The organism is Sphingopyxis panaciterrulae (assembly GCF_014199295.1).
GTDB classification, from domain to species: domain Bacteria; phylum Pseudomonadota; class Alphaproteobacteria; order Sphingomonadales; family Sphingomonadaceae; genus Sphingopyxis; species Sphingopyxis panaciterrulae.
In genome coordinates this window covers 470,778-496,915 of record NZ_JACIJH010000001.1, presented here as the reverse complement: position 1 = coordinate 496,915, position 26,138 = coordinate 470,778, and the positions used below count along the sequence as shown (strand labels likewise).

Below are 26,138 nucleotides of genomic sequence, written 5' to 3'. Positions count from 1 at the left end.
TATACCCATCCCGCCGCGCTTGCCCCCTCCTCCACCGCGCGGCACAGTCCGCGAGAAACGCGAGCCGCCCCGGCGGCCACAAGGGGGAGAGCCGCGATGGAGAAGCCGCGACAGGGTTTCGCCGGCCTGTGGAACATCAGCTTCGGCTTCTTCGGCCTCCAGGTCGGCTTCGCGCTCCAGAACGCCAATATGAGCCGCATCTTCCAGTCGCTCGGCGAGGATATCGAGCGACTGCCGGGCCTGTGGGTCGCAGCGCCGCTGACCGGGCTACTCGTCCAGCCGATCATCGGCCATATGAGCGATCGCACCTGGCTTGGCCGTCTCGGCCGCCGCCGCCCTTACTTCCTCGCCGGCGCGATCCTCGCCGCGATCGCGCTGTTCGTCATGCCCGAAAGCCCGGCGATCTGGTTCGCGGCGGTGATGCTGTGGCTGCTCGACGCGTCGCTCAACATCTCGATGGAACCCTTCCGCGCCTTCGTCGGCGACATGCTGCACAGGGACCAGCACAGCGCCGGCTATGCGGTGCAGACCGCCTTCATCGGTGCCGGCGCGGTCGTCGGCTCGCTTTTCCCCGCTGTCATGGAAGCGCTCGGCGTCGCCAATGTCGCGCCGCCGGGGCAGATTCCCGACACGGTGCGCTATGCCTTCTGGTTCGGCGGCATCGCGCTGTTCCTGTCGGTGCTATGGACGGTCATCGCGACCGAGGAATATGATCCGGCGCAAATGGCGGCGTTCGAGGCCGCGGCCGCAACGCCCCCCGCGCCGCCGCTGCGCGCGCTCGCGGCACACGGCTATGGCACCGGGCTCGGCTGGATCGCGGCGGGCGCCTTCGTCGTCTTCGTCCAGATGCGGGCTAGCCTGCTGCGCGAGGTGCTGCTGCTCGGCGCGTTGCTCGTAGGCTACGGCCTCGCCTCGATGCTCGCCATCGCGCTCGCGCGGCGCGGCAAGGAAACCAACATGCTGTCCAGCATCGTCGGCGATTTCGCGGGCATGCCGCCGCTGATGAAGCGGCTCGCGCTCGTGCAATTCTTCAGTTGGTCGGCGCTGTTCATCATGTGGATCAACACGACCCCGATCGTCGCCCGCTATCATTACGGCGCCGCCGACGCCGCGAGCGCCGCCTATCAGGCCGCGAGCAACTGGGTCGGCGAGCTGTTCGCCATCTACAACGGCGTCGCGGCGCTCGCGGCGCTGACCCTGCTGCCGTGGCTCGCGCGGCGGATCGGCGCGGCGCGCACCCATATCGTCGGGCTGGTCTGCGGCGCGGTCGGCTATGCCAGCTTCTTCGTGCTGCGCGATCCGACGTGCCTGATCGTCAGCGAGGTCTTCATCGGCATCTTCTGGGCCTCGGTGCTCGCCATGCCCTATGCGATCCTCGCCTCCAGCCTGCCGCAGGCAAAGCTCGGCATCTACATGGGGCTTTTCAACATCTTCATCGTCGTGCCGCAACTGCTCGTCGCGACGGTGATGGGGTCGATCATGCAGGCTTTTTTTCCCGGCGAGCCGATCTGGACGATGGCCTTCGCTGCCGCGACCCTGCTCCTCGCCGCCGCCGCGATGCTGCGCGTGGTGCCGCTGGTGCCGGCCGGGGCCCGCGCATCCTTTTAGCTTTCGCTTACCTTAACCATATAGATTGCGTGCGATGGACCAGATTCGCGACGCAATCTATCACGATCAAATGGCTCGCGTCGCTCGGCGCAAGGCCGAGCTGACCGACGATCCCTTCCTCGCCCGCCGCCTGCGCGAGGCCGCCGTTCGCCACGAGCGCATGGCACGCCGGATGCGCCGCACCGAGGGCGGCGCCCCGACCTCGGCCTGACCCGCTATCCGCGATAGGCCTTGGGGTCGATCCCGAGCCGCTGCATCTTGTCGTAGAGCGTCTTGCGCGGCACCTCCAGCCGTGCCATCGCCTCGGCGATGCTGCCGCGCGTCTGGCGCAGCGTGTCGCGGATGATCGTCGCCTCGAACCGCTGGAGCCGCTCGGCGAGACCCATGTCGCCGGGCATCGCCGCGAGACCGGGGTCGGCGGGCAGGTCGAGCACGACGCTGTAGGCGAAATTCCTCAGTTCGCGGACATTGCCCGGCCAGTCGTGCTCGACCAGATGCCGCCTCACCCCGTCGTCGATCGCGAAACCCGCGTGCCCCATCTTGGCCGCCGCCTCGTCGAGGAAATAGGCGAAGGTCTGCGGAATGTCGGCGCGCCGTTCGCGCAGCGGCGGGATACGCAGCTTCACGACATGAAGCCGGTAATAGAGGTCCTCACGGAAATCGCCGCGCGCGACCGCGTCGCGAAGGTCGGTCTTGGTCGCCGCGACGACGCGCAGGTCCACCGGCTCGGGCGCCGCGGCGCCGATCGGCTGCACCTCGCGCTCCTCGATCACGCGCAGCAGCTTCGCCTGCACCGCCGCGTGCATCGTGTCGATCTCGTCGAGGAACAGCGTGCCGCGATGTGCGCTGCGGATGCGTCCCGGCCGGCCGAGCCGGCCGCTCGCGCGGTCGACCAGGTCGCTGCCGAACAACTCGCCTTCCGCCACCTCGTGCGGCAACGCCGCGCAATTGACCGCGACCAGCGCGCCGCCGCTGCGCCGGCTCTGGCGGTGAAGCATATGCGCGACCAGTTCCTTGCCGGTCCCGGTCTCGCCCTCGATCAGCACGTCGATATCGGCCTGCGCAAGCTGGGCGATCGTCTCGCGCAGCCGCACCATCGCCGGGCTTTCGCCGATCAGCGGGCTGTCGATCTCCTGGGCCGCGGCAACGAGACGGCGATTGTCGAGGATCAGCGCCCGGTGCGCGAGCGCGCGCCGCGAGCTGCTGACCAGATGGTCGGCGGCAAAGGGCTTGGTCAGGAAGTCGAAGGCCCCGCCGGTCAGCGCCCGCACCGCCATCGCGACGTCGGCGTGGCCGGTGATCAGGATCACCGGAATCTCGGGATCAATGGCATGGATCGCTGCGCGCAACTCCAGCCCGTCCATGCCGGGCATGCGGATGTCGGTGACGACGATGCCGGCGAAGTCGCGGCTGATCCGCGGCAGCACGCTGGCGGCGTCGGCGAAGGCCTCGACCGCCAGCCCGGCGAGGTCGAGCGTCTGGAGGTTCGCCTCGCGCAGCGGCGCGTCGTCGTCGACGAAGAAGATCGTCTGCTGTCCCGTGAAGAAGCTCATGCGCGCTGCAGTTCGAGGCGGAAGCCCGCGCCGCCGAGCGGCGAGGGGATGAGGAGCAGGCGGCCGCCGAAATCGGCCATGATCTGGCTCGCGATCGCAAGGCCCAGGCCGAGTCCGTCGGCGCGCCCGGTGGCGAAGGGGGTGAAGAGCTGCGGCTTCAGCGCCTCGGGTACGCCGGGGCCATTGTCGCAAACGTCGATACATAGCGGCGCATCGCCGTGGACACGCAGCGCGATGCGCGCATCGGCGCGGCCGTGCATGGCCTCGGCGGCATTCTGCAGCAGGTTGATCAGCACCTGTTCGAGCCGCACCCGCCCGGCGTGGACGGTAGCGCCTGACGCGTCGACCGCGACCTCGACCGCGATGCCCTGGCTGCGCAGCCGGTCGCCGATCAGCAGCATCGTGCCGTCGATCGCATCCTCGACCGCGACCGGGCCGATCGGGGTCGGCGCGCGGCGCGCGAAGTTGCGCAGCTCGCCGGTGATCGCGCCGACGCGCGCGGTCAGGTCGATGATCGTGCCCAGATTGGCCTCGGCCTTCGCCCCGTCGCCGCGCTTCAGATAGGCGAGGCCGTTTTCGGCAAAGCTGCGGATCGCGGCGAGCGGCTGGTTGATCTCGTGCGCGACGCCCGCCGTGATCTGCCCGATCGACCCGAGCCGGCTCGCCTGCGCCAGTTCCTCACGCGAGGCGCGATAGCGGCGGTCGGTCTCGGCCTGCAACTCCGACGCGGCCTTCAGCTCCGCGTTGGCGGTGCGCAGGTCCTGCGTCCGCGCCGCGACCTCGCGCTCGAGCGCCTGATGCGCCGCCTGCCGCATCGCCTGTCGCTCGACAAGGCGGAGCAGCGCCGCGATCGCCGCGCCGACGAGGATCAGCAGGATCAGGAAGACAACGCGCGCGGTCGCGGCGGCGGCGGCGCGATGCGGCGCGAGCGGCTGGACCTGATGCAGCAGCGTGCCGGGCAGCGACACGCGCACCGCCGCTTCGCGATAGCGCGTCTCGCCCCCGCCGCCGCGCACGGTCAGGTCGCCGCCGTCGCGCGCGAGCGGCAGCGGGGCGAGCGGCCGCTCGCCATAGCGACGCGAGGCGCGCAGCGCGTCGCGGGCGGCGGCCGACAGCGGCGCGAAGGCACGGAACCGCCACGCGGGGTCGCTCGCCATGATGATGATGCCGCTGCCGTCGGTGACGAAGCTGGTGCCGCGCGAATCGGCCCATTTCGCCTCGAGCCGGTCGAACTCGATCTTGACCACGATCACCCCGAGCGCGCGGCCCGCGGGCGCCACCTTTCGCGCGAGATAGAGGCCGGGGCGCCCGCTCACCGTGCCGAGCGCGAACAGTTCGGCCGCGCCGCGCTCCATCGCGCCGCGATAATAGGGGCGAAAGCGGTAGTTCTGGCCGACGAAGCTCGTCGGCTCGCGCCAGTTGCTCGCCGCGATCGTCGTGCCGTCGCGGTCGAGGACATAGATGACCGCCGCGTCGGTGCGCTCGGCAAGCTGCTCCAGCTCGACGTCGAGCCGCCGCGATGCCGCCGCGCTGCGGTCGGCGAGCGCGGCGCGCACGTCGGGGAATTCGGTGAGCACGCGCGGTAGCAGGCGAAATTTCTGCAACTCGCTTTCGAGCAGGGTCGCGTGCGCGCGGGCGTTCTGGCGCGCCTCGGCGTCGGCCCCGGCGCGCGCGTGCCCGATCGCCCAGCGGCCAAGGCCGAAAGCGGCGACGACCAGCACCAGCGCGCCGGCCAGCCCCGCGAGGAGCAGCCGCCGCCGGTCGAGCCAGGGGCGCGCCGCCTCCGCCGAATCATCGAACGCCATGCTGTGCGGAATACCGCACAAATCGTTGCATAGCTATGCGGAAAATCGCACAAATTGCGACGCCAGAATTCTCGTCGTTTATAAAAACATCATGAAATCAAGGAGGAAGGGAAAGCCGCCCTCTATTTGACCGTGATTCCGCCCCTCCGTAATCTTCGCGCCCAAGACCGCCGGACCAGGCGGCGAACGCGCCGAGGGCGCCAGGCAGGAAGGGAGAGGCGCGGGTGGCCGCCATCATCGATCCGACGCAGCAGCCGGCGCCGCGCACCCCGCGCCCGTGGTGGATGCACCTGTATGTCCAGGTGCTCGCCGCGATCGCCGCCGGCGTCCTGCTCGGCCATTATTGGCCCGACAGCGCAGTGCAGTTGAAGCCCGTCGGCGACGGCTTCATCAAGCTGGTCAAGATGATCATCGCGCCGGTGATCTTCCTCACCGTCTCGACCGGCATCGCCTCGGTCGGCGAGAGCAAGGCGCTCGGGCGGCTGACGCTCAAGACCTTCGCCTATTTCCTCTTCTTCTCGACCCTCGCGCTGATCGTCGGGCTGATCATCGCCAATGTCTTCCAGCCCGGCGCCGGAATGAACATCGACCCAGCGACGCTCGATGCCGGCGCGGTCGCCCAATATCAGGAGAAAGCGCACGAGGCGACGCTGACCGCCTTCCTGATCGAGATCATCCCGACCACCTTCGTCTCGGCGCTGACGTCGGGTTCGATCCTTCAGGCGTTGTTCGTCGCGATCCTGTTCGGCATCGCGCTGTCGCACACCGGCGCCGCCGGCGCGGCGGTGCTCGGAATGCTCGAAAAGATATCGGTGGTCTTCTTCCACATCGTCGCGATGCTGATGCGCTTCGCGCCGGTCGGCGCCTTTGGCGCGATGGCCTTCACCATCGGCGAATATGGCGTCGAATCGCTCGCCAACCTCGGCAAGCTCATCGCGACCTTCTATCTGACCTCGCTCTTCTTCGTGCTCGTCGTGCTCGGCGCGATGGCGCGCATCGCCGGCTTTTCGATCCTGCGGCTGATCGCCTATCTCAAGGCCGAACTGCTGCTCGTCCTCGGCACCTCCTCGTCGGAAGCGGCGCTGCCGAGCCTGATGGAGAAGCTGGAAAAGGCGGGCTGCGCCAAGCCGGTCGTCGGGCTCGTCGTGCCGACCGGCTACAGCTTCAATCTCGACGGCACCAACATCTACATGACGCTCGCGGCGCTGTTCGTCGCGCAGGCGACCAATGCCCATCTGAGCCTTGGCGAACAGATCGCCTTGCTGCTCGTCGCGATGGTCAGCTCGAAGGGCGCGGCCGGGGTCACCGGCGCGGGCTTCATCACCCTCGCCGCGACGCTGTCGGTCGTGCCGTCGGTGCCGGTCGCGGGGCTCGCGCTGATCCTCGGCATCGACCGCTTCATGAGCGAGTGCCGCGCGCTGACCAATTTCACCGGCAACGCCCTCGCCGCCATCGTCGTCGCCAAATGGGAAAAGGCGCTCGACGAGAACGCGCTGCACCGCGCGCTCGGCATGCGCGAGCCCGATCTCGCCGACAGCCTTCCAACCACCAGCCAGCTCGCCGCCGACACGCCGGCCGACTGATCGACCAGAGAAAAACCATGGGGAGTGACATGAACCGACTGACCAAAGCCCGCTGGGCCCGCCGCAGCAGCAGCCTGACCCTGATCCTCGCCGCCGCACTCGCGCAACCCGCTCTCGCGCAAGAAGAAGCGCCCGCCGACTCGACCGCCGCCGATCCGGCCGCGGACGGCGCGATCATCGTCACCGGCAGCCGCATCGCCCGCGAAACATATGACACCGCCGCGCCGACGGTCAGCATTACCAGCGACGACCTGCTCGAATCGGGGAACAGCGAACTCAGCGAGACGCTCGCCGACCTGCCGCAGCTTTCCTCGACGCTCAACGATTCCACCGTCACCGGCAACACCCAGAATTCGGGCCTGTCGTCGATCCAGCTCCGCAATCTCGGCGACAATCGCACCCTGGTGCTGATCGACGGACGGCGCACCGTGTCCAATTCGGCGATCGGCAACCGCGTCAGCCTGTCGACGATCCCGAGCGATTTCATCGACCGGGTCGAGATCATCACCGGCGGCACGTCGTCCGTCTACGGCTCGGACGCGATAGCCGGCGTCGTCAACATCATCACCAAGAAGGACGAGCGCGGCCTAACCCTGCGCGCGCGCACCGGCGTCACCGCAGAGGGTGACGGACAGGAACTGACGCTCGGCGCGACGTACGGCGCGCGCTTCGCCGACGGGCGCGGCTATCTGCTCGTCAGCGGTACCTACGACCGCGACTGGGGCATCCGCGCGACCGACCGCGAATGGGCGATCCGCCCGATCGGCTATGAGTATGATTTCGAAACGGGGCAGAATCTGTTCGACACCTATTATGTCAACAACAGCGGCGGGCTGACCAGCGGGCGCCAGCCGACCGACAGCTTCCCGCCCAATATCTACAGCGATCTCAGCAGCTTCATCCCCGGCGGCGTCTTTTCGGGCAAAAGCTCGTCGCGCGACCGCTTCTACCGCAACGGCGTGCTCGTGCCGCTGGGTCCCGACCTGCAGACCGGCGAGCCGATCGAGATCGGCGACACCGACAATGGCAATACGGGCTATTTCCTTCCCAACCGCGACGGCTACAACCAGCGCACCGGTCGCTCGCTGATCCTCGCGCGCAAGCGCTATCTCGGCGCCGCCAAGCTCGACTATGAATTTTCGGACACGCTCGAAGGTTTCGCGCAGGTCCAATATTCGCGCATCACATCGGGCGAAACGCGCGAATCGATTGGCATCGGCTGGGATTCGACCTTTCCCATCACCGATCCCGTTACCGGCATCACGACCGAGCAGGAATATGGCAAGATTCCCTGCTTGCAGAATGGCCCGTGCAACCCCTTCGTCCCGCCCGAGATCGCCGATCACGAGGTTCCCTCGACCGGCGTCGGCATCGCCTGGGATCGCCGCTTCGACGAGGTCGGCGGCCAGATCACCGAGAACAAGCGCGAGACGATCCGAAGCTGGCTAGGCCTGCGCGGCAAGATCTCCGATAGCTGGAACTGGGAGGCGAGCTTCGGCTATGGCCAGTACAAGCAGGGCCAGTGGCGCCGCAACGAGATATGGGGCGCGCATCTGATCCAGGCGCTCGATGCCGAGACCGGTCCTGACGGCGCCCCGCGCTGCGTCGATGCCGATGCGCGCGCGGCGGGCTGCGTGCCGATCGACCTGTTCGGCGAAGGATCGATCACGCCGGAGGCGGCGGCGTGGATCCGCGCCGACCTGCATCAGGATCTGACGATCCGCCAATATACCGGCCAGGCCTTCGTCACCGGCGACCTGTTCCAATTGCCCGCCGGCCCGGTCGGCGCCGCCTTCGGCGTCGATTTCCGCAAGGACAGCCAGACGCTCAGCGGCGACCTTCTGTCGCAGATGGGCGGCACCACCGGCAACGCGATCCCCAATTTCGGCGGCTCGATCTCCGCTTACGAAGGCTATGGCGAGGTCAGCGTGCCGCTGCTCCGGGACGTGCCGGGCGCCTATCAACTCAGCATCGACGCCTCGGCGCGCGTCGCCCATTACGACATCGACCGCGTCGGCACCGTGTTCAGCTGGCGCGGCGGCATCCAATATGCGCCGATCCCCGACCTGCGCTTCCGCGCCCAATATGCCCGCGCCCAGCGCGCGCCCGATATCGCCGAACTCTATTCGCCGCCGCGCGGCAATTTCGAGGTCGCCGACGACGAATGCGACGGCGTGACCCCGACCACCGAGGGCCGCATCGCCGCCAATTGCCGCCTCGACCCCGGCATTCAGGCGCTGTTCGCGCGGCAGGCGTCCGAAGGTCTCGATCAGGAATATGAGCAGGCCGGCTCTAACATCTTCAGCCCCAACGGCGGCAACCTCGACCTCAAGGAGGAAACCGCCGACACGCTGACCCTCGGCGCCGTCTTCGCGCCGCGCTTCGCGCGCGGGCTCAGCCTCGCGGTCGATTATTACAGCATCAAGATCCGCGACGCGATCGACGCCTACACCAACCGCGACATCCAGCTTCAATGCTATGACACCGACGTGCCGCAGGCGGGCAATCCCTTCTGCGCCGACATCACCCGCAACCCGATCAACGGCCAGATCGTCGAGCTGGTCCAGCGCCAGGCCAATCTCGCGCGCTTCGACACCTCGGGGATCGACGTCGCGCTCAATTATCGCTTCCGCCTCGACGACGCGCTCGGCATTCCCGGCCGCTTCGACCTGCGCTACGATGGCACCCATATATTGAAGCAGAAGGTCAGTTTCGAAGGCATCGACGGCACGGTCACCAACGACCTGCGCGGCGACCTGCGCGACGGCAGCTTCAAATATCGCGCCCAGGGCTCGCTGAGCTGGCGGCTCGATAATTTCCGCATCCGCTGGACGACCACCTATTATGGCAAGATCAACGACAGCAATGTGCTGCGCGACAAATATCGTGCGCTGCTCGCGACCAACCCCGATGCCGAAATGCCCTATTATCTGAACATCGGCGACGTGTGGGAGCATGACCTGTTCCTGTCGTTCGACGTCGACAGCGGGGGCCGGGAATTCCGCCTTTATGGCGGGGTGAACAATCTGTTCAATTCGATCAGCCCCTTCCTGCCGACCGGCACCGATGCCGGGCGGCTGACTAATCAGAACGGCGTTTACGACATCGCCGGACGCCGTTTCTATATCGGCGCGACAGTGAAATTCTGATGCGCCGGGCGAACAAGCGAGCTTTGCGGGCAGCCACTGGGCCCGTGAAGGCCATGGCGGGCGCGGTGCTGTTGACGCTGACAGGGTGCGCGCCCGGCCAGGCGGTCGCCGGCGCCGCCCCGCATGGCGAAACGAAGATGGAGAAAAAGCTGTTCGCCGAGGGGGTTCAGCGCTTCACCTTCCGCGACTGGGCCGGCCCCGCCATGCCAGTGTGGACCTATCGCTCGCCCGACACCCCGGCCGACGCGCCGGTCCTGTTCGTCTTTCACGGGGCGCTGCGCGACGCCGACAATTATGTCGACCAGTGGCTCGATCTCGCGCGCCGATACAGGATCGTGCTGATCGTCCCCGAATTTTCGAAAAAGGCCTTCCCCGGCGCACGCAGCTACAGCCATGGCTGGTTCACCGAAAAGGACGGCACTCCGCGCCCGGCCGACAAATGGTCGTTCGCGGTGGTCGAGCCGATCTTCGCCGCGGTCAAGGCGCGCGAAGGGCTGACCGCCGCCACCTATTCGCTCTACGGCCATTCGGGCGGCGCGCAGTTCGTCCACCGCTTCATCCTCGCGGGCGGCGGGCCGCACATGGCGCGCGCGGTGACCGCCAACGCCGGCTCCTATGCGATGACCGATCCGGCGGTCGCCTGGCCCTTCGGCCTCGCCGGCCTGCCGCAGGGCCTGTGGCAGCCGGCCAAGGTCTTCGCGCTGCCGGTGACGGTGCTGCTCGGCACCGACGACACCGACCCCAACCATCACAGCCTGCCCCGCCAGCCCCAGGCGATGGCGCAGGGTCCCTATCGCCTCGCGCGCGGCCAAGCCTTCTATGCCCGCGCCCGCGCGCTGGCGGCGGCCGACAAACTGCCCTTCGCCTGGGGCTGCGGCCTCGTCCCGCACGTCGGCCACGACAATGCCGGCATGGCCCCGGCGGCGATCGCCATCCTGTTCGGCAGCGACAGGCCGGTCCCCGGCGCCGATTGCGCCGCCGTCCCGTCGGAGCGCTGATCGAAGACAGGGGCCGCGCGCGACACGACGGGTCGCGCGTCCCGCATATGGTTTACAGGTGCCGCAAATTCGGCCCGCGCGATGGCGCTGTTCGGTCGGCGCCTCGATGCGGGCAGGACCTGTCGCATGCGGGCGGGACCAGGTAGAACGAAGTGGACCGTGCGGACACAGGCACCGAAAATCGGCCTGGTCGTTGCTGCATCTCCGACCTTGAATCTATGGAAAATGGGCCGGAGGCAAATGCTGCCTCCGGCCCAGAGTTGGCTTCGATCAAATGCCCGATATCGAAGCTAGGAGGAGGTCGGTTCAATAACGCCAGGTCACGGACACGCCATAGGTCCGGGGATCGCCCGGCGTGTAGGAGGTGAGTCCGAAAGGCGTGTTTTCCAGCGATAACAATCGCGTGAAATATTTTTCCTTGGTGATGTTGGTAGCGTAGACCGCGAATTCGAGATCGGGCTCTGCCAGTTCGAAGGCGATGCGCGCGTTGAGGATGCCATAGCTCGAGATCTTCGACGTATCCTGAAGCGCCTGATTCCCGGCGGCGATCTGTTCGGGCGTGAGCCCGACGCGCGCGGCCGCGGGGAGTTGCATAGGCGCAGCATATTGCTTTGAGCGCCAGCCGTAGTCGGCGCGCAACCGCAACGTCCCGGCGTTTACAATGTCCCTCTCATAGTCCCCAGTCACGCCGAACGTATATTTGGGCGTGTAAGGAAAAGCCGCGTCGCTCCAGTCGGTATTGTCGAGGATGTTGATGAAGCGCTTATACTTCGGGTCGGTGAGACCGAAGTTCGCGCCCAGCGTCAGCCCGTCGACAGGAATCACGGTAAGCTCCGCCTCGAGGCCGCGGATACGCGCACTCGCTGCGTTGGCAACTCCTGAGATGAGCCGCGTGCCCGCGACCCCGATCAAGTTGCGCTGCACATTCTTCACGTCTGAATTGAACGCCGCCAGGTTGATGCGGACATGACGATCGAACAAGTCGACCTTGGCGCCAACTTCATAGTCGGTGACCTCTTCCGGCGCGAAGCTCACGGGTGGATTTCCGCCAGCGACCGCGCGGGTGTTGAAGCCGCCCGAGCGCTGTGACCGGCTCGTCTTGGCGTAAAAGAAGACGTCAGGCGTCGCTTGCCAGTCGGCGCTGACCAGATAGGACCAATAGTTATAGGTCCGGTTGAACGTTGCGCGGAACGGATCGCTGACGTCGCCATCGAGGAAGTCCGGGATCGACGAGGTCACGACGTTCGTGAAGTAGTTGATGTCGCGATTGCGCGAGACGAGCCTGCGCTTGTCCTCGGTATAGCGCAGGCCGCCGGTGATGCGGACGCCGTCGACGATTTCATAGATCAGTTGGCTAAAGCCGGCGAGGCTTTGATTGCGGACCGTTCCATCGACCACACCGATCCCGGGGCTGAGCGGGAACAGGCTTGCCGAACGCGACCGGTCGGTGCCGTTTTCCACGAAGTAGAAGCCGCCAAGAATATACTGCAACCGATCGAGCGTACCCGAGAGCTGGATTTCCTGGCTAAACTGATCCTGGTCGATGACGTTGCCTGCAAAGGGCGCGAGCCCGCCGGTGAACAGATAGGGCGTTCCGTCGTTGTCGCTGAGCGAGTTCATATAGACGCCGCGCCACGCGGTCGTGCTCTTCAGGACCGCGGCATCCGAGAATTCATATTCGAGAACACCCGACGCGCCATGGGTGCGCGATTTACCATAGGCCGGCGTATTCTGATAAACGGCATAGATATTATCGTTGCCATTCTGGCCATAAACATAGTCCTGTAGCGGACCGCGGGCAACCGCGGGACAGAAGGGCTGCAGGGCGTTAAGCGCCGGCACCGGCGCCGTGCCATTGCACAGGCCGACGAGCAATTGCTGCGGCGAAGTCGGCCCGCCGAGCGTGACCGACTTGAGGCCAACGAGCTCACCGAGATTGCTGAATTTGGTGAAATCGGCCGACAGAAATGCCTTGAAGCGCGAGCCCGGCGGCTCCAGCTTGAAACTCACGCGGACGAAATCCGAATTGGCATCGCCCAGCCCGCGATCAAGCGACAGATTGCGACCATAGGAGCCATGTTCGCGATGCTGATAGGCAACGCGCGCGGCGAGCGCGTCGCCCATCGGGACGTTGATCATACCGCGCGCAAGGAAGGTGTCGTAATTGCCATAGTCGAAGCGCGCCATCGCATCGAACCCATCGGTCGAGGGCTGGTTGGCGATGATGTTGACCGCGCCGCCGGTGGTGTTGCGCCCGAACAATGTGCCCTGCGGGCCGCGCAGCACCTCGACGCGCTGGACGTCGACCATGTCGAACGCGCCACCCGTCGAGCGCGCCGAATAAACACCATCGAGATAGATGCCGACCGCCTGGTCGATCGCGATCAGGCCATCCGAGGAGCCCTGCCCGCGGATGAAGACGGTAGCCGACCCCGGCTGCGCGACAGCGCTCGAGAAGTTGAGATTCGGAGTGGTGGTCTGGAGTTGGGTGATGTTAACGATCGACTGTTTCTCAAGCATGGCGCCCGAATAGGCGCTGACCGCGACCGGAACCGTCTGCAGGCTTTCCTCGGTTTTTCGCGCGACGACGACGATTTCCTGAATGCCGCCGCGATCGGTATGCTCCGCTTCATCGGCTGGTGGCGGCGCAGCCTGTGCAAATACGGGGACCGCGTAGCCGGTCATCAGCATCGTGCCGAGCGCCAACGACGTACGAACAAATCTCTTCATCTAGACTTCCTCCCTCCAGCGTGGGGCGTGGTCCGCTTCATGCGGAACCCTTCATCTCGGGAAGCGAGGCTATGAAGAAACATATTAATCGTCAATATAATTAAACGAATTCCTGCCAGCGTCGACCGGCCTTTCCAGCCTGACACGAAGGACAGAGGACGCCGCTTCAGGCGACTATCGCAGGATTGCCCGCCATAACCGCCATAACCACCGGTGCATGTCCAAAAAGCAGTGCGCCCACGATCATGACGCCCGTCGCCCCGTATTGTTGCGTTGCAGCACGGTGCAAAAAATCGATCCGGGGTCTCGCCAGACGCGATCACGCCGCTTCAGCATCCTGAAGCATCCCGATCGCTCCGGTTCGCGCGGTGCCGCGACCGCCAGGCGTTCGGCGACACCCCCGTCGTCGCGACGAAGACGCGGCGAAACGACGGGACGTCGGCATAGCCGACAAGCTGGGCGATCTCGGTCACCGAGCGGCGGGTTTCGGCCAGCATCGACATGGCGGCATCGACGCGCGTGCGCTGCACGAACTCGCGCGGTCCGCTCGATCCCGCGGCGCGAAAGCGGCGGATCAGCGATTGATGGCTGACACCGAGATCGCGCGCGAGATCGGCGATGCGGAAGCGCTGCGTGAAGCGATCGCGAATCCAGAGCTGCGCCCGCGCGACGAAGGGATCGGTTGCGGCCGCGAGCGGCCCCGCCTGCGGTCCCGGCGGCTCGCGTGCGGCAAGGCTGCGTCCGAGGGTCAGCGAAAAGGCCTCGGCGAACATCCGCGCGATCAACGCCGCGCTTTCCGCATCGCGGCTGCATGTCCAGAGATGGCCGGCCCGGCGGATGACATTGTCGGTATCGACCTGCACCCGCGGAAACAGGCGCCGCAGCGGACCGACCAGCCGCGGACCGGCGGCGCAGGGTCGCCCGTCCAGCAACCCGGCGGCGGCAAGGTGCAGGACGCTCGCTCCGCAAGCCCCGATCTCCACCCCTTCGCCGCTCCGTGCACGCAGCCAGGCGTGAAACGCCGCGAAGGCGGGCACGCGCGCACCGAACGCATCGGGGTCGGTAAGCTGGAACGAGGGCAGGAAAACGAGACGCGGGGATTCGGCGTCGGCGAGCTGGGCGTCGGGCTCGATCCGCCGGCCACCGACCAGTTCGATCCGGTCGCCCGCGGCAGCGAACAGCCGTAGCGCGGTCTGCATTCGCGCATAATCGCCGAGCGCGGGATTGGTCGCGAACACCTCACCAAGCCGCGCGTGGGCGTCGATCATCGCTCCGAGCGGCGCGACATAGCTGGGCGAGGTAACGACGGCGGCAAGGAAGGTCATGGCGGGCCCCGGAATTTTACCTCTCTATTATGTCAAAAAAGCCCCTTGTTGTCGAGGAGCGGCGGGGCGCAGGATGGCCGCGACGACCGGGCCGCGACACGCGATCAGAACCGGCGGAAGGACGGGAAAGGACAAGGACATGGCCGTGGAATCGATCTTCATGCCCGATGCGAGGGACCTCGACGTGCTGAGCGTCAAACCGGTCCGGGAACTCGAATCCTGCAATCATCTGCTGGACGATCACGCGGCGCTGATGCGCTTTCACGACGACGAGGGCTATATCCTGCTGCGCGACGTGCTCGACGCCGGGTCGGTCGAGGAGGCGCGCAAGGCGATGTTCGCGGTGATGGAACGCCACGGACTGATCGAACCCGGCGCGACCGAACCGGTGTGGACCGGCACGCCTTCGCCCGGCGGCATGGAAGAAAGCCCCGAATTTTCCGGCATCGCGCGGCGATTGATCGAGAATCCGGCGAACATGAAGCTGATGGAGAAAATCCTCGGCGAACCGGCGTGCATCATACCGATCGTCCAGTATCGCGCCTATCCGCCCGGCGGCTCGATCACCGGCGTGCATCAGGACGGCTTCTTCAGCCCTGGCATCCGCAACTACAAGCCGGTGTGGACTCCGCTCACCGATTGCGAGCGCGAGGTCGGCGGACTGATGCTCGCGGTGCGCCAGTGCAACCGGGGATTTTTCCACAATCTCGCCAAGACGCCGAGTTCGATCCCCGAAGGGGTGATCCCCGACGACAGTTGGGCGACCACCGACTATCATCCGGGCGACGTGCTGATCCTGAACCCCTGCACGCCGCACGCGAGCATGCCCAACACATCGAACCGCTGCCGCGTGACGATCGACACGCGGGTCCAGTCGGCCGCCGACCCGCGCGTCCTGCTCGCCGACATCGTCGCGGCGGACACCGACAGCATCCGCGTCCGCACCACCGACGGCGCCGAACGGCGCTTCAGGGTCGACGACGACACCTTCATCCGGATCGAGCATCCGGGAGTGCGCCAGAAGCGCGCCGACTATGTTCCGAGCGCGGCGCCGGGAAAGCGTATCGTCGTCGTGTTCGACGGCGACCATGCCGAAACGCTGCGCCGGGCGTCGGAGAACTGACCCGGCACGGATCAGGCCGGGCGGCGGCTGAGGCCGTCGGTCGCGTTCGAGCCGAGCGTGCACAGCGGCAGCGCCGAGCCGCCGCCGGCGTTGCTGCTGACTTCGAGGTTCGACAGGCCGACGCGGTCGCCCATGCGCGCCGTGCCGATCGTTTCCACCGCCGTGTATCCGCGGACGTGCATCAGGATCGCGTCGCTGCGGTCGCATGCGATCTCCAGCGTGTCACCGTTGGCGAGATGCAGCACGCCGCGTCCCGCACGCGGGGTCAGCGCGTCCGATTCGAGTTCGACGACGACATCGCTATCGACGATCGCGATCGTTTCGCCGTCGCGCCAGACATAGCCGACCTTCAGGATGCGGCCGTCGTGGACGAGGTGGATGATGTGCGTGGTGAGATCGGGGCCGAAGACGCAGGGCCACCAGCGCGTCCCCCGGCTGGTCGACCAGTCGCGGCGCACCCACGAACGGTCGCGATAGCCGAGCGCCTCAATCGTCAGTTCGCGCGCGCCGATGCGAATCCGGCCCGTCATGCGCCCCGACACCTCGAAATGATGCGCAGCGCCGGCCAGCTTTCGTCCCGGCATGGCGATGGCATGATAGTCGAAGCGCGGATGGAAGTCGGCGAAGTGGAGGTCCGCGGCGCAGTCGGGAAAATCGGCGGCGATATGCGCGCCGCCGTCGAACAGGACACGCAAATGCGGACCCCAGCCCATATGCGCCTCGCCGCGGTCGGCGGGAGCGAGCGGCGCGCCGGTGACGTTCGAGCGAAAGCGAAGGCCGTCGTGGGTGAAGACCCCGAAGCAACTGTTGACGGCGCCCACGACCGGTTCCTGCCCCAGCCGCCAGAAGCCGCCGACGCCCGCCTCGCGGTCGTGCCAGACGAACAGGCTGCTTTCCTGCCACAGCGAATCGTCGTCCGGACGGTGCGGCCGGTCGTCGGCTTCGGAAAAGACAGGCATCAGGATCTCCACAGGACGGATATAGCGAGGACATGAGCATGGCGCGTGACATCGACGTGCTTCGCGAAAGGCTGACCGGCTGGGCGCGCGAGCGGCTCGATCGGCCGGATCGCGTCGCCTTCGACGCGATTGTCGCCGCCGAAGGGGGCGCATCGAGCGAAACCTGGCTGGTCGACGCGCGCGTCGGCGAGGATCGGCGGCTGGAAAAATGGGTGCTGCGGATCGAGCCTCGCGGGCATCAGGTGTATCAGGACCCATCGGTACGGCGCCAATATCGGGTGATCGAGGCGCTCGCGGCGCGGCCGGACCTGCCGATACCGGCACCGGTCGCCTTCGAAGCCGACCCCGCGCCGCTTGGCGCGCCCTTTTTCCTGATGGAACGGGCCGAGGGCGTCGCGCCGCCGAACGACTATCACCGCGAAGGGGCGCTCGCGCGCGCGGCACCGGCCGAGCGTGAGGCGATGTGGGCGGACGGGGTCGCGCTGATGGCCCGCCTCCACGGGCTCGACCCCGCGCCCTTCGCCTTTCTCGCGGCCCCGGGCATGGCGCCGGCGACCGACGGCGTCGCGCAGGAACTGGCTCGCTGGGATGCCTATCGGCGCTGGGCCGACACGCCGCAATTGCCGCTCTATGACAGGGCGCGCCGATGGATCGAGGATCATCGTCCGGCGCGCGTGGTGCCCGGCCCGGCCTGGGGCGACGCACGGCCATGCAACATGCTGTTCGCAAAGGGGCGCTGCACGGCGCTGCTCGACTGGGAAACCGCGTCGCTCGGCGGCGGCGAGAGCGATCTTGGCTGGTGGCTTTTCTATGACCGCATGGTCAGCGCGACGGCCGACGTGCCGCGGCTCGACGGCTTGCCCGATGCCGCCGCGACGCTGGCGCTGTGGGAAACCGCGGCGGGCCGCAGGGCCGAGGCGATGGAATGGCACCTCGTCTTTGCCGGCTATCGCTTCGCGCTGATCAGCGAACGCGCCCGGGCACTGGCGATCGCGGCCGGGCGCCTGCCGACCGACGCATGGGGCGAAGCGAATCCGGCGGTGCGGCTGCTCCGCGACCTGCTGGCCGGTTGACGGCGCCGTGCTCAGACCGCGACATCCTTGTTCTTGTGGTGGAGGTAGGTGAGCAGGCCGATCGGGATGCGGCTACCGCCGTTGACCGGGATCACCGTGCCCGACACCCAGGCGGATTCGTCGGAGAGCAGATAGACGGCCAACGGACCGACATCGTCGACGACGCCGAGCCGCTGCAGCGGCACCGTCTCGACCTGACGCCTGCGCCGTCCGGGGTCCGCCATCGTCTTTGAATTCTCGGTGAGCACGACGCCGGGCGCGATCGCGTTGACGCGGATGCCGAGGTGGCCCCATTCGACCGCGGCGGTGGCGGTCAGGCTGTCGACCCCGGCCTTGGCCGCACCATAATGAGCGGTCGGCGGGCAAGGCTGCGATCCGCTGCGCGACGAAAGATTGACGATGCTGCCGCCGCGTGCCGCCATCGCCCGCGCCGCGGCCTGCATAGCGAAAAACGTCCATTTGAGATTGAGGTCGACGACGCGATCCCATTGTCCTTCGTCGATGTCGAGCATCGGCCCGACATCGTCCGGATGGGCGCTGCCGGCATTGTTGACCCACCCGTCGATCGCACCGAAACGGGCCTGCGCCTTCGCGACGATCGCGTCGATCCCGGACGGCGCCATGATGTCGCCGGGCACGATCAGATGCTGGGCGCCGAGCCCTGCGAGTTCGGCCGCCGTTTCATCGAGCGGACCCGGCGTGCGGCCGGTAATCACCACATTCGCGCCCGCCGCGGCGCAGGCGCGCGCGATACCGCGGCCGATACCGCGCCCGCCACCGGTGACCACGACCGCCTTGCCTTCGAGTGAGAACATGTCCGTTTCCTTCAGGTACCGGCCGCGCCGTCGACCATGACGATCGAGCCGTTGACGTAACTCGCATCGTCGCTGGCGAGATAGGCGACCATCGATGCGATCTCGTCGGGCCGCGCGATGCGGCCCTGCGGGATCGCCGCGACGATCTGATCGAGATGCGCCGCGGGCAGGTCGTCGAGGATCGGCGTCCGCGTCACGCCCGGCGCCACGGCGTTGGCGCGGATACCCTCCGCCGCATATTCCCTGGCCGTCTGCTTGGTCAGCATGACCATCCCGGCCTTTGAGATGCTGTAGGGACCGACGCGCGGAACGGCGTGAAAGCCGGCCGGCGAGGCTAGGTTGACGATCGCACCCCCGCCCTGCCCGATCATCAGCGGCAGCGCGGCCTGCGTCAGCGCGAGCGGCGCGCGCAGGTTCGCCGCCATCACCGCGTCGAAATCATCGAGCGCCAACTCGTGCAGCCGCTGCGTGCGCGGTCCCCCGATCCCCGCGTTGTTCACCAATATGTCGATGCGGCCGAAACCCTCGATCATCGCCGCGAACAGGGCCGCGACGCCATCGGCCCGCGTGATGTCGGCGACGCATGTCCGTACCCCCGGCAGATCGGCGGCGAGCCGGTCGAGTCCTGGGGCGTCGACGTCGGCGGCGAGCACCCGCGCGCCTTCGGCCGCGAAACGGCGAACGATCGCGCTGCCGATGCCGCCCGCCCCCCCGGTGACGAGCGCCGCCTTGCCCGCGAGCGAACCGCTCACAGGCGCGAGCTCATCGCATAGCTCGACATGTCGGGCAGTCTGTGGCCGCCGTCGACGATCAGCGCCTGTCCCGTGACGAACCCTGACGTCGGCGAGCAAAAGAAGAGTACCGCATTGGCGATATCGCTCGGCAGACCGGCCCGCTTCATCGGAATGTTCGGCACGATCAGGTCGCGCGTCCTGTCGTCCATGCGCGGGCTGCGGTCGTCGATGACGAGACCGGGCTCGATCACGTTCACCGTCGCGCCATATTTGGCGAATTCGATGGCGAGGCTCCGCGCGATCCCGTTCATTCCGGCCTTCGACGCGGCATAGGCGTCGAGCCCGGCGAGCCACGCGTGGTTGCCGATCAGCGACGAAATACCGACGATGCGCCCGTCGCCGCTCGCCTTGAGATGCGGCAGCGCGGCGCGGCTGAGCCACATGAAGCTGTAGAGATTGGTCCTGAGAACGCGGTCGAACTCCTCGTCGCCCAGCGCCTCGAACGGCGTGAAGGGAAAGATCGCGCTGTTGTGGACGACGATGTCGAGACGGCCGAATGCGTCGACCGCAGCCTGCACCGCCGTATCGCACGCCGCGCGCGTCGACAGGTCGAGCGCGACCAGTTCGACCGTGCCGCCCTTCGCGCGCAGTTCTTCGGCAACCTCGCGCCCGCTCGCTTCGGTCCGCGTGGCGATCGTCACGCGCGCGCCATTTTCCGCAAGCTGCGTTGCAATGACGCGGCCGATACCGCGCCCGCCCCCGGTCACCAGGGCAACTTTCCCTTTCAGATCGATCTTCATAAAATCTCCCTTCATCCGACCGCGGCAATGGCGGCTTCGGTCCATGTCCAGAGGCGCGCGGCGGCCTGGGGATCTTGCGCCCAGGGCTTGACGCCGACGCGCATGCCCTCCTCGCTCGGCACCGCTTCGTTGCAATCCTCGAGATACAGTCCGCCTGCCCCCTCGAGTTCGCGCCCGAGAGCGGCCCAGATCGTCGTCGCGCTGCCCTGCTCGACGCTTTTCCAGCGATATTGGCTCGCCTGTGCCGGATCGACGCCCAGCCGCTTCCGGATATCGTCGGTCATGTGGCGGCCGAGCGAAGTGTGGATGCCGCCCGGCATCAGCGAAAAGGCGCGAATGCCCGCGTCCCGGTAACGCCGGTCGAGTTCGACCGCGAACAGCGCATTGGCCGTCTTGGACCGACCATAGGCGGTGAGCGGATCATAATCGGTGCGCTCGAAATTGGGGTCGTCGAAGTCGAAGCCGCTCCAATGATGGCCGGTGGACGACACCGACACGACGCGTGCGCGCCCCGCGGCATGCAAGGCGGGCAGCATCAGCGTCGTCAGGTGGAAGTGACCGATATGATTGACTCCGAGTTGCATCTCGAAACCCTGCGCGGTGCGCATCAGCGGACAGGCCATGACGCCGGCATTGTTGACGAGCAGATGCAGCGGCGCCTGACCGTCGGCGGCCGCGAAAGCTTCGACCGAGCGCAGGTCGCCAAGATCGAGCGCGGCGATGCGGACCCGGCCCCCGTCGGCCTCAATCGCGGCCGCGACCGGCTTGGCGGCCGCCGGATCGCGCACCGCGAGCAGCACCTCGGCGCCGCGGCTCGCGAGCACGCGCGCCGTTTCGACGCCGAGGCCGCTCGTCGCGCCGGTGACGATCGCGCGCTTGCCGGCGATGTCGTGGCCGGCGGCGACCTCGGCCGCGGTCGAGTCCCAGCCGAAGGGCGAGGTGATGCGCGTCATGGCTTTCGTCTCCTGTCGAGGAAGAGGGTCTGGTGGGCGTGTCCGATCTCGCCCCGTTCGTCCGCAAGCCGGGCATGAACGATCGCGATGCCGTTGCCGGCACCATCGGTTTCGGCGGCGATGCGAATCCATTCGCCTTCGGGCATGCGGGTCAGATGAAGGCTGATGTCGACATTGGCGAAGCTCCATTCGCGCCAATCGACGTAGCTCGAGGTGCCGCTGCCGAAATCGGCGGCCATCGCGAGCTGGACGAAGGGGGAGACGGGGATGCCCCGCACGACCTCTCCCGCGATGCGCGCCCAGACGACGCCCGGGCCGACGACTTCGAGCCCGCCCGATTCGAGCCGCGTCTCGACGATATGCCGCATCGGCGACCGCTCGCCATTGAGGCTGGGAAGCCCCGGCGGCGGCAGCGCGTGGCGCGGCGCGGCGGTCGCGGGCGAGTCGCCGATCCGCACGCGCAGCGCCGAGGCGCGCGCGGTGACCGCACCATCCTGTACCAGTTCGACGTCGAGCAACTGGAGGCGCCTGCCTTCGCGAAGGACCGTCACCCGCGCCGCGACCGGCGCCATGAGCGTCGGCTTCAGGATGTCGAGCAGCAGCCGGCCGGTCGCCATCGGTACCGGGCTCGGCGTGCGTTCGATCTCGTGCGCGATCAGGGCGTTGAGCACGACGCCGCTCTGCAGGCGGCGATCCCACGGCCCCGTCGCGAGCGCCGTCGGCGCATAGAGATCGCCGTCGCGCTCGAAGATGTGACGAAGCGCGACTTGCGGTGCGGGCGCGGCCATCAGCCCGCCTTCCGCGGCGCGTCGGGCCAGGCGAGTGCGGCCACATCCGCCGCCTGCGCCCGATATCCCCCCATTTCGCCGACCAGCCAGCGCAGGCGAAAGGTCCACAGGTGCAGCGCATGTTCGAGCGTCATGCCGAGTGCGCCGTTGAACTGATGCACATCGTAATTGACCTGCGCGATCGCGCGCTGCGCATGCAGCGCGGCAAGCACGGCATCGAGCGCGCTGCCGCTCCATGCCGCCTTCATCGCCAGCCAATAGGTGCCGCGGCACTTTTCGGCGTCGGCGGCGAGGCGATGCTGCACGGCCTGGAACGAGCCGACCGGCCGCCCGAACACCTGCCGCTGCTTGACATAGTCGGTCGTGAAGTCGGTCGCCGCCTGCATCGCAGCGGCGATGTCGAGTGCCAGGGCGAGACGCCACAGACGGCGCAGTTCGCCGACCCTGGCGGAGCCGAGGCGCCGCGCCGCCGCCAGATCGGGCACCGCCGCGAACTTGCCGAGCGGATAGGCGTAGGGGCCGTCCAGAGGGGCGACCGCCGTCGCCGCCATGTCGACGACGGCGACATCGTCGCCGAGATCGACGAGCAGGGTCCGCGCCTCTGCGAGGAAGCGTACGCCGCGCGTGAGGTCGGCGAGCCGCGCGACCGCGACCGGACGCGGCAGCGCCTCGCCGGTGAGCAGCGGCGCAATCAGCGCCGACGCGCCGGTTTCTAGCACCAGCGGCGACAGGCCGGCCTCGTAGACAAGGATCGCGGCCTCGACCGCCCCGAAACCGGGCTCGCGGGCGATGTCGAAGAAGCCGCCGTCCGCAAGCGCCGCTTCCAGCCCCGTCGCCGGATGAAAGGTCCTGGGTTCGACGATGTTGCCGGTGCGCGGCAGTGCGCGATGGTCGGCGACGATGCGCTGGATCGCTTCGCCGAGCGCCTGCTGGTCAGAGGAGAAATCGAAATCCATCGTCAGGCCCCCCGCGGCAGGCCGAGATGGCGGCCTGAGATCATGTTGAGCTGCACCTCCGCCGCCCCGGCCGCGATGCCGGCGGTGATCGCCGAATTGAACTGCGCGCGCAGATGGCCGTCGGCGCCGTCGACGAGCAGGTCGGGAAGATAGGTCGAGCTGAGGTTGGCGACCGCATGATCGGCCTGGATCATCGCCCAGCGCGCGAGATAGGTCTCGGCACCGGGAGCCTTGTCCTTTGCGCGGCCGTCGATGACGAGATAGGTCTGGAGCCGCGCCGCCTCGACCGCCGCGAGCGCCGCCGCGCAGTCGGCGCGCACCACCGGATCGTCGAACTCGCCGCGCGCCTTCAGCACGTCGACGACGTGCGCCAGCGCGCGCGCCGCCTTTTCATAGCGCCCCGCGCCGATCCGTTCGTAATGGATGATCGCCTGGACGATCTGCCAGCCATTGCCCTCCTCGCCGAGCAGCGCGTCGGCGGGCAGGCGCGCATCGCTGAAGAATATCTCGTGGAAATCGTGGCGCGAATGGACGCCGGGAATCGGGCGCACCTCGAGCCCCGGCGTATCCATCGGCACGATGAAGCAACTGACCCCGCCTTTGCCCTTGCCGCCGACGCGCGCGAGCAGGAACATGACATCTGCGCGCGCGGCGTAGCTGGTCCAGATCTTCGATCCGTTCACCACATAGCCGTCGTCGTCGGGTTCGGCGCGCGTCTTCATATTGCCGAGGTCGGTGCCCGCCTCGGGCTCCGAAAAGCCCTGGCACCACAGCAATTCGCCCGCAGCGATCGCCCGCAGGTAGCGCCGCTTCTGTGCCTCGGTTCCGAATTTCATGATCGCGGGTCCGGCCCAGTTGGTGCCGAGATAGAGCGAGGAACGCGGCTCGCCGATCGACCACATCTCTTCGCTGATGATGATCTGTTGCCAGGCGCTGGCGTCGCAGCCGCCATATTCGCGGGGCCAGTGCCGGACGATCAGGTCGCGTTCGGCAAGCCGCGCATTGAACCGGCGCGCATGCTCCATCAGTCTGGGGCTCGACGGTCCGTGCGGCGCATAGCTTTCCCACCAGTCGGCGGGCAGCGTCGACAGCACCTCGTGGAGTTCGGCGCGATAGGCCTCCTCCGATTCGTTCCAGGCGAATTCCACGATTCCTCTCCTCGTTTAATTGGTATACTTATTCAATGGGCTCGCCTTGTCAAACGGGGCGAAAGACACGAAGGTTCAGGGGAAGCGAGCGCGGATGTGATTCTTCCAGGGGGCAGGACGGCGATGTTGGGCGCAGGCAAGCGCAGGCGAAAACTGGGCGAAGTCGTTGCCGAACGCATCGTCGACGAGATCGTCAGGTGCGGCTGGAAAGAGGGCGAGGTGCTGGGCACCGAAGCCGATTTCATGGAGCGTTTCCGCATTTCGCGCGCAACCTTTCGCGAGGCGGTGCGCCAGCTCGAATGGCATGGCGCCGCGGGGATGCGGCGCGGAGTCCATGGAGGGCTGGTCGTCAAGGCGCCGCCGCGCCACGCGATCGTCTATGCCGTCAAGACCTATTTCGAACTGACCCAGATCGATCGCGCCTTGCTGGATCGCACCGCCGCCATTCTGCGCGAGGCACCGCGCCTGGCCCCCGACGATTCGGAGAATCAGGCGATCGGCCTGTTCCTCGAAGCGCTCGATTCGCGAACGATCAGCGACCTCGCCGAAGAGCGGATGGTCGCGGGATCGACCCCCAAGCTCAGCGAGATCACTGCGCTTCGCCTGGTGCAGGATATCGAGAAGGCGGGCGCCGTGCCGGGAACCAATCTCGGCAACGAAGGGACGTTGCAGCAGTGCTATGGCGTCAGCCGCGCCGTGCTGCGCGAGGCGCTGCGTCCATTAGAACTGCACGAGATCGTGCGCGTGAAGACGGGCGCGCGCGGCGGCGTCATCATCCGCCAGTGCGACCCCGCCTATACGGTCGAACTGACCGCGACCTATCTCGCCTATTCGCGCATTCCCCTGTCGCACCTGTGGGAGGCCCAGAGTTGCCTGGAGATCGCGGCGGTCGAGGACTTCACCCGCCGCGCCGACGCGGCAACGCTGCCCTCGCTGCAAAAGGCGCTCGACCGCCTCGATCGAGCGTCGGCGGGCCATTATCTTGCCGCCGCCTGCGAATTTCACCAGATCATCGCCGATCATAGCGGCAACCGCGCCCTCGCCCTCTTCGTCGGCGTTGCGCTGCGCTATGGCCTGACCGGCCTGCCGAAGCCCGACGAGGCTTTCCTGCCGGCGCTGAAACGCCAGCACCGCGAGATGGTCGCCGCGGTCGCGGCCGGCGACGGCGCGGCCGCGAAGGCGTTGATGCAGGCGATGTTCGACCATTCGCGGCGCTGGATCGCCCGGATCGAACGCGATCGCGCGCGCCGCGACGCCCGCCTGTCAGCCGGCTGACCCGTCGCAAATGCCCTCCGCCGCATAGGGCGCGGCGGCGACTCCCGACGTATCGAGGGTCGGCGACAACGGCATACGGTCGGTCCCCGCACGCACGCCCAGTTCGGCGAAGGCCGCCTCCGCCTCGCCCGCCAGCACTTCGTAGATCGCAAGATAGCGGAAGGGATAGGGGCGAAGCGCCGGATGGTCGACGAGCCGGAAACGCTGCGCCGCGACGAAACCCGGCACCGCGAGCACGTCGGGAATATGGGTGTTCGTGTACCAGTCGTTGAATTGCTCGTCGTCGCCCGGCGTCGCATTGGTCAGGACGATGTATAGCAACCGCTCCTTGCCCGCCGCATCGACGGTGACGGTCGAGCGCACCCGGCCGGTGAGCGCCTGACCGACCGCCATCATCATCGATTCGCCATCGAGCGTATCGCTCATCGTCCAGTCACCGCTTCCCGCGCGCTGGAAAATCTCGCCGAGAATCGCCGCCGGATCGCCGTCGAGCCAATAGGCGGCGGCGTTGGTCCAGCGCAGCCCTTCGAGCCTGTCCGTCGTCCCTGCGAATTCGCCGCGCAGCACGCCGGGAACCCCGCAAACGTCGGGCAGATGGTGCGCCAGATACCAGTCGCGGTGTGCCGAATCCTGCCCTTCCCGCGGGTTCTGCATCACCAGCAAAATCGCGTTCGCGTCGGTCATCATTCCTCTCCCTGTCGTCGATCTTCGAAGTTGGGGCTTGCCGCGAACCGCGGTTCGATGCAAGGAATAGGTATACCAG

Annotated in this window: 21 protein-coding genes; 8 read left to right on the top strand and 13 right to left on the bottom strand. The window is 67.3% G+C overall.

Features of this window, described 5'->3' with window-relative positions; genetic code table 11:
* Nucleotides 1-96 precede the first annotated feature (96 nt).
* Nucleotides 97-1,608, top strand: a complete 1,512-nt coding sequence (locus FHR21_RS02415) for an MFS transporter (protein ID WP_184094932.1) — start codon at nt 97-99, stop codon at nt 1,606-1,608.
* Nucleotides 1,609-1,678: 70 nt separating this feature from the next.
* A complete protein-coding gene (locus tag FHR21_RS02410; protein WP_184095614.1) occupies nt 1,679-1,819 on the top strand; it encodes a hypothetical protein in 141 nt (46 codons plus the stop codon).
* Between the two features lie 4 nt (nt 1,820-1,823).
* On the opposite strand, the gene FHR21_RS02405 is transcribed toward FHR21_RS02410, so the two are convergent.
* Both FHR21_RS02405 and FHR21_RS02400 read right to left on the bottom strand, forming a co-directional pair.
* Entirely contained in the window at nt 1,824-3,161 is a 1,338-nt protein-coding gene (locus FHR21_RS02405) for a sigma-54-dependent transcriptional regulator (protein ID WP_184094930.1), read from the bottom strand.
* Nucleotides 3,158-4,966: a sensor histidine kinase gene (locus FHR21_RS02400; protein ID WP_184094928.1), complete on the bottom strand. Its 1,809-nt coding sequence runs from the start codon at nt 4,964-4,966 to the stop codon at nt 3,158-3,160. Before FHR21_RS02400 ends, FHR21_RS02405 begins: the two co-directional genes overlap by 4 nt.
* A 233-nt stretch (nt 4,967-5,199) precedes the next feature.
* Here FHR21_RS02400 and FHR21_RS02395 point away from each other — a divergent pair, with 233 nt between their 5' ends.
* Genes FHR21_RS02395 through FHR21_RS02385 form a run of 3 tightly spaced genes read left to right on the top strand, consistent with a single transcriptional unit; the run spans nt 5,200 to nt 10,696 of the window.
* On the top strand, nt 5,200-6,549 hold the full coding sequence (locus FHR21_RS02395; protein WP_420825268.1) for a dicarboxylate/amino acid:cation symporter: 1,350 nt from the start codon (nt 5,200-5,202) through the stop codon (nt 6,547-6,549).
* Between the two features lie 29 nt (nt 6,550-6,578).
* The gene (locus FHR21_RS02390) at nt 6,579-9,698 is read left to right on the top strand and encodes a TonB-dependent receptor plug domain-containing protein (protein WP_184094926.1); all 3,120 of its coding nucleotides are present in this window, start codon (nt 6,579-6,581) and stop codon (nt 9,696-9,698) included.
* 44 nt (nt 9,699-9,742) lie between these two features.
* A complete protein-coding gene (locus tag FHR21_RS02385; RefSeq protein ID WP_184094924.1) occupies nt 9,743-10,696 on the top strand; it encodes a hypothetical protein in 954 nt (317 codons plus the stop codon).
* Nucleotides 10,697-11,002: 306 nt separating this feature from the next.
* On the opposite strand, the gene FHR21_RS02380 is transcribed toward FHR21_RS02385, so the two are convergent.
* Together FHR21_RS02380 and FHR21_RS02375 are read right to left on the bottom strand one after the other, a co-directional pair.
* Entirely contained in the window at nt 11,003-13,426 is a 2,424-nt protein-coding gene (locus tag FHR21_RS02380; protein ID WP_184094922.1) for a TonB-dependent receptor, read from the bottom strand.
* Nucleotides 13,427-13,755: 329 nt separating this feature from the next.
* Entirely contained in the window at nt 13,756-14,751 is a 996-nt protein-coding gene (locus FHR21_RS02375) for a GlxA family transcriptional regulator (RefSeq protein ID WP_184094920.1), read from the bottom strand.
* A gap of 139 nt (nt 14,752-14,890) precedes the next feature.
* On the opposite strand from FHR21_RS02375, the gene FHR21_RS02370 reads away from it, so the two are divergent.
* Nucleotides 14,891-15,874 (top strand): phytanoyl-CoA dioxygenase family protein, encoded by a 984-nt coding sequence (locus FHR21_RS02370; RefSeq protein ID WP_184094917.1) that lies wholly within the window; start codon nt 14,891-14,893, stop codon nt 15,872-15,874.
* Between the two features lie 11 nt (nt 15,875-15,885).
* On the opposite strand, the gene FHR21_RS02365 is transcribed toward FHR21_RS02370, so the two are convergent.
* Nucleotides 15,886-16,833 carry a DUF7064 domain-containing protein gene (locus tag FHR21_RS02365; protein ID WP_184094915.1) on the bottom strand — a complete coding sequence of 316 codons (948 nt, stop codon included), beginning with the start codon at nt 16,831-16,833 and terminating at the stop codon, nt 15,886-15,888.
* 38 nt (nt 16,834-16,871) lie between these two features.
* On the opposite strand from FHR21_RS02365, the gene FHR21_RS02360 reads away from it, so the two are divergent.
* Nucleotides 16,872-17,906, top strand: a complete 1,035-nt coding sequence (locus FHR21_RS02360; protein WP_184094913.1) for a phosphotransferase family protein — start codon at nt 16,872-16,874, stop codon at nt 17,904-17,906.
* Between the two features lie 11 nt (nt 17,907-17,917).
* On the opposite strand, the gene FHR21_RS02355 is transcribed toward FHR21_RS02360, so the two are convergent.
* Genes FHR21_RS02355 through FHR21_RS02325 form a run of 7 tightly spaced genes read right to left on the bottom strand, consistent with a single transcriptional unit; the run spans nt 17,918 to nt 24,100 of the window.
* Nucleotides 17,918-18,721: an SDR family NAD(P)-dependent oxidoreductase gene (locus FHR21_RS02355; RefSeq protein ID WP_184094911.1), complete on the bottom strand. Its 804-nt coding sequence runs from the start codon at nt 18,719-18,721 to the stop codon at nt 17,918-17,920.
* Between the two features lie 11 nt (nt 18,722-18,732).
* Nucleotides 18,733-19,473 (bottom strand): glucose 1-dehydrogenase, encoded by a 741-nt coding sequence (locus FHR21_RS02350; protein WP_184094909.1) that lies wholly within the window; start codon nt 19,471-19,473, stop codon nt 18,733-18,735.
* A complete protein-coding gene (locus FHR21_RS02345) occupies nt 19,470-20,255 on the bottom strand; it encodes an SDR family NAD(P)-dependent oxidoreductase (protein WP_184094907.1) in 786 nt (261 codons plus the stop codon). Before FHR21_RS02345 ends, FHR21_RS02350 begins: the two co-directional genes overlap by 4 nt.
* An 11-nt stretch (nt 20,256-20,266) precedes the next feature.
* Complete coding sequence (locus tag FHR21_RS02340; RefSeq protein WP_184094905.1) at nt 20,267-21,208, bottom strand: SDR family NAD(P)-dependent oxidoreductase; 942 nt, start codon at nt 21,206-21,208, stop codon at nt 20,267-20,269.
* Nucleotides 21,205-21,996 carry a thioesterase family protein gene (locus FHR21_RS02335; RefSeq protein WP_184094903.1) on the bottom strand — a complete coding sequence of 264 codons (792 nt, stop codon included), beginning with the start codon at nt 21,994-21,996 and terminating at the stop codon, nt 21,205-21,207. Before FHR21_RS02335 ends, FHR21_RS02340 begins: the two co-directional genes overlap by 4 nt.
* Nucleotides 21,996-22,952 carry an acyl-CoA dehydrogenase family protein gene (locus tag FHR21_RS02330; RefSeq protein WP_184094901.1) on the bottom strand — a complete coding sequence of 319 codons (957 nt, stop codon included), beginning with the start codon at nt 22,950-22,952 and terminating at the stop codon, nt 21,996-21,998. Before FHR21_RS02330 ends, FHR21_RS02335 begins: the two co-directional genes overlap by 1 nt.
* Before the next feature lie 2 nt (nt 22,953-22,954).
* Nucleotides 22,955-24,100 (bottom strand): acyl-CoA dehydrogenase family protein, encoded by a 1,146-nt coding sequence (locus tag FHR21_RS02325; protein WP_184094899.1) that lies wholly within the window; start codon nt 24,098-24,100, stop codon nt 22,955-22,957.
* 123 nt (nt 24,101-24,223) lie between these two features.
* On the opposite strand from FHR21_RS02325, the gene FHR21_RS02320 reads away from it, so the two are divergent.
* On the top strand, nt 24,224-25,375 hold the full coding sequence (locus tag FHR21_RS02320) for a FadR/GntR family transcriptional regulator (RefSeq protein ID WP_184094897.1): 1,152 nt from the start codon (nt 24,224-24,226) through the stop codon (nt 25,373-25,375).
* Here the strand turns inward: FHR21_RS02320 and FHR21_RS02315 are convergent.
* On the bottom strand, nt 25,364-26,059 hold the full coding sequence (locus tag FHR21_RS02315) for a DUF4286 family protein (protein ID WP_184094895.1): 696 nt from the start codon (nt 26,057-26,059) through the stop codon (nt 25,364-25,366). The genes FHR21_RS02320 and FHR21_RS02315 overlap by 12 nt on opposite strands.
* Nucleotides 26,060-26,138: the final 79 nt, after the last annotated feature.

Excerpts from the sequence above, each read along its gene's own strand:
- FHR21_RS02330 (WP_184094901.1), bottom strand. The coding sequence starts at position 22,952 with ATGGATTTCGATTTCTCCTCTGACCAGCAGGCGCTCGGCGAAGCGATC.
- FHR21_RS02400 (WP_184094928.1), bottom strand. The coding sequence starts at position 4,966 with ATGGCGTTCGATGATTCGGCGGAGGCGGCGCGCCCCTGGCTCGACCGG.
- FHR21_RS02320 (WP_184094897.1), top strand. The coding sequence starts at position 24,224 with ATGTTGGGCGCAGGCAAGCGCAGGCGAAAACTGGGCGAAGTCGTTGCC.
- FHR21_RS02370 (WP_184094917.1), top strand. The coding sequence starts at position 14,891 with ATGGCCGTGGAATCGATCTTCATGCCCGATGCGAGGGACCTCGACGTG.
- FHR21_RS02410 (WP_184095614.1), top strand. The coding sequence starts at position 1,679 with ATGGCTCGCGTCGCTCGGCGCAAGGCCGAGCTGACCGACGATCCCTTC.
- FHR21_RS02345 (WP_184094907.1), bottom strand. The coding sequence starts at position 20,255 with ATGAAGATCGATCTGAAAGGGAAAGTTGCCCTGGTGACCGGGGGCGGG.
- FHR21_RS02335 (WP_184094903.1), bottom strand. The coding sequence starts at position 21,996 with ATGGCCGCGCCCGCACCGCAAGTCGCGCTTCGTCACATCTTCGAGCGC.
- FHR21_RS02355 (WP_184094911.1), bottom strand. The coding sequence starts at position 18,721 with ATGTTCTCACTCGAAGGCAAGGCGGTCGTGGTCACCGGTGGCGGGCGC.
- FHR21_RS02315 (WP_184094895.1), bottom strand. The coding sequence starts at position 26,059 with ATGACCGACGCGAACGCGATTTTGCTGGTGATGCAGAACCCGCGGGAA.
- FHR21_RS02380 (WP_184094922.1), bottom strand. The coding sequence starts at position 13,426 with ATGAAGAGATTTGTTCGTACGTCGTTGGCGCTCGGCACGATGCTGATG.
- FHR21_RS02405 (WP_184094930.1), bottom strand. The coding sequence starts at position 3,161 with ATGAGCTTCTTCACGGGACAGCAGACGATCTTCTTCGTCGACGACGAC.
- FHR21_RS02375 (WP_184094920.1), bottom strand. The coding sequence starts at position 14,751 with ATGACCTTCCTTGCCGCCGTCGTTACCTCGCCCAGCTATGTCGCGCCG.
- FHR21_RS02415 (WP_184094932.1), top strand. The coding sequence starts at position 97 with ATGGAGAAGCCGCGACAGGGTTTCGCCGGCCTGTGGAACATCAGCTTC.
- FHR21_RS02390 (WP_184094926.1), top strand. The coding sequence starts at position 6,579 with ATGAACCGACTGACCAAAGCCCGCTGGGCCCGCCGCAGCAGCAGCCTG.
- FHR21_RS02365 (WP_184094915.1), bottom strand. The coding sequence starts at position 16,833 with ATGCCTGTCTTTTCCGAAGCCGACGACCGGCCGCACCGTCCGGACGAC.
- FHR21_RS02340 (WP_184094905.1), bottom strand. The coding sequence starts at position 21,208 with ATGACGCGCATCACCTCGCCCTTCGGCTGGGACTCGACCGCGGCCGAG.
- FHR21_RS02360 (WP_184094913.1), top strand. The coding sequence starts at position 16,872 with ATGGCGCGTGACATCGACGTGCTTCGCGAAAGGCTGACCGGCTGGGCG.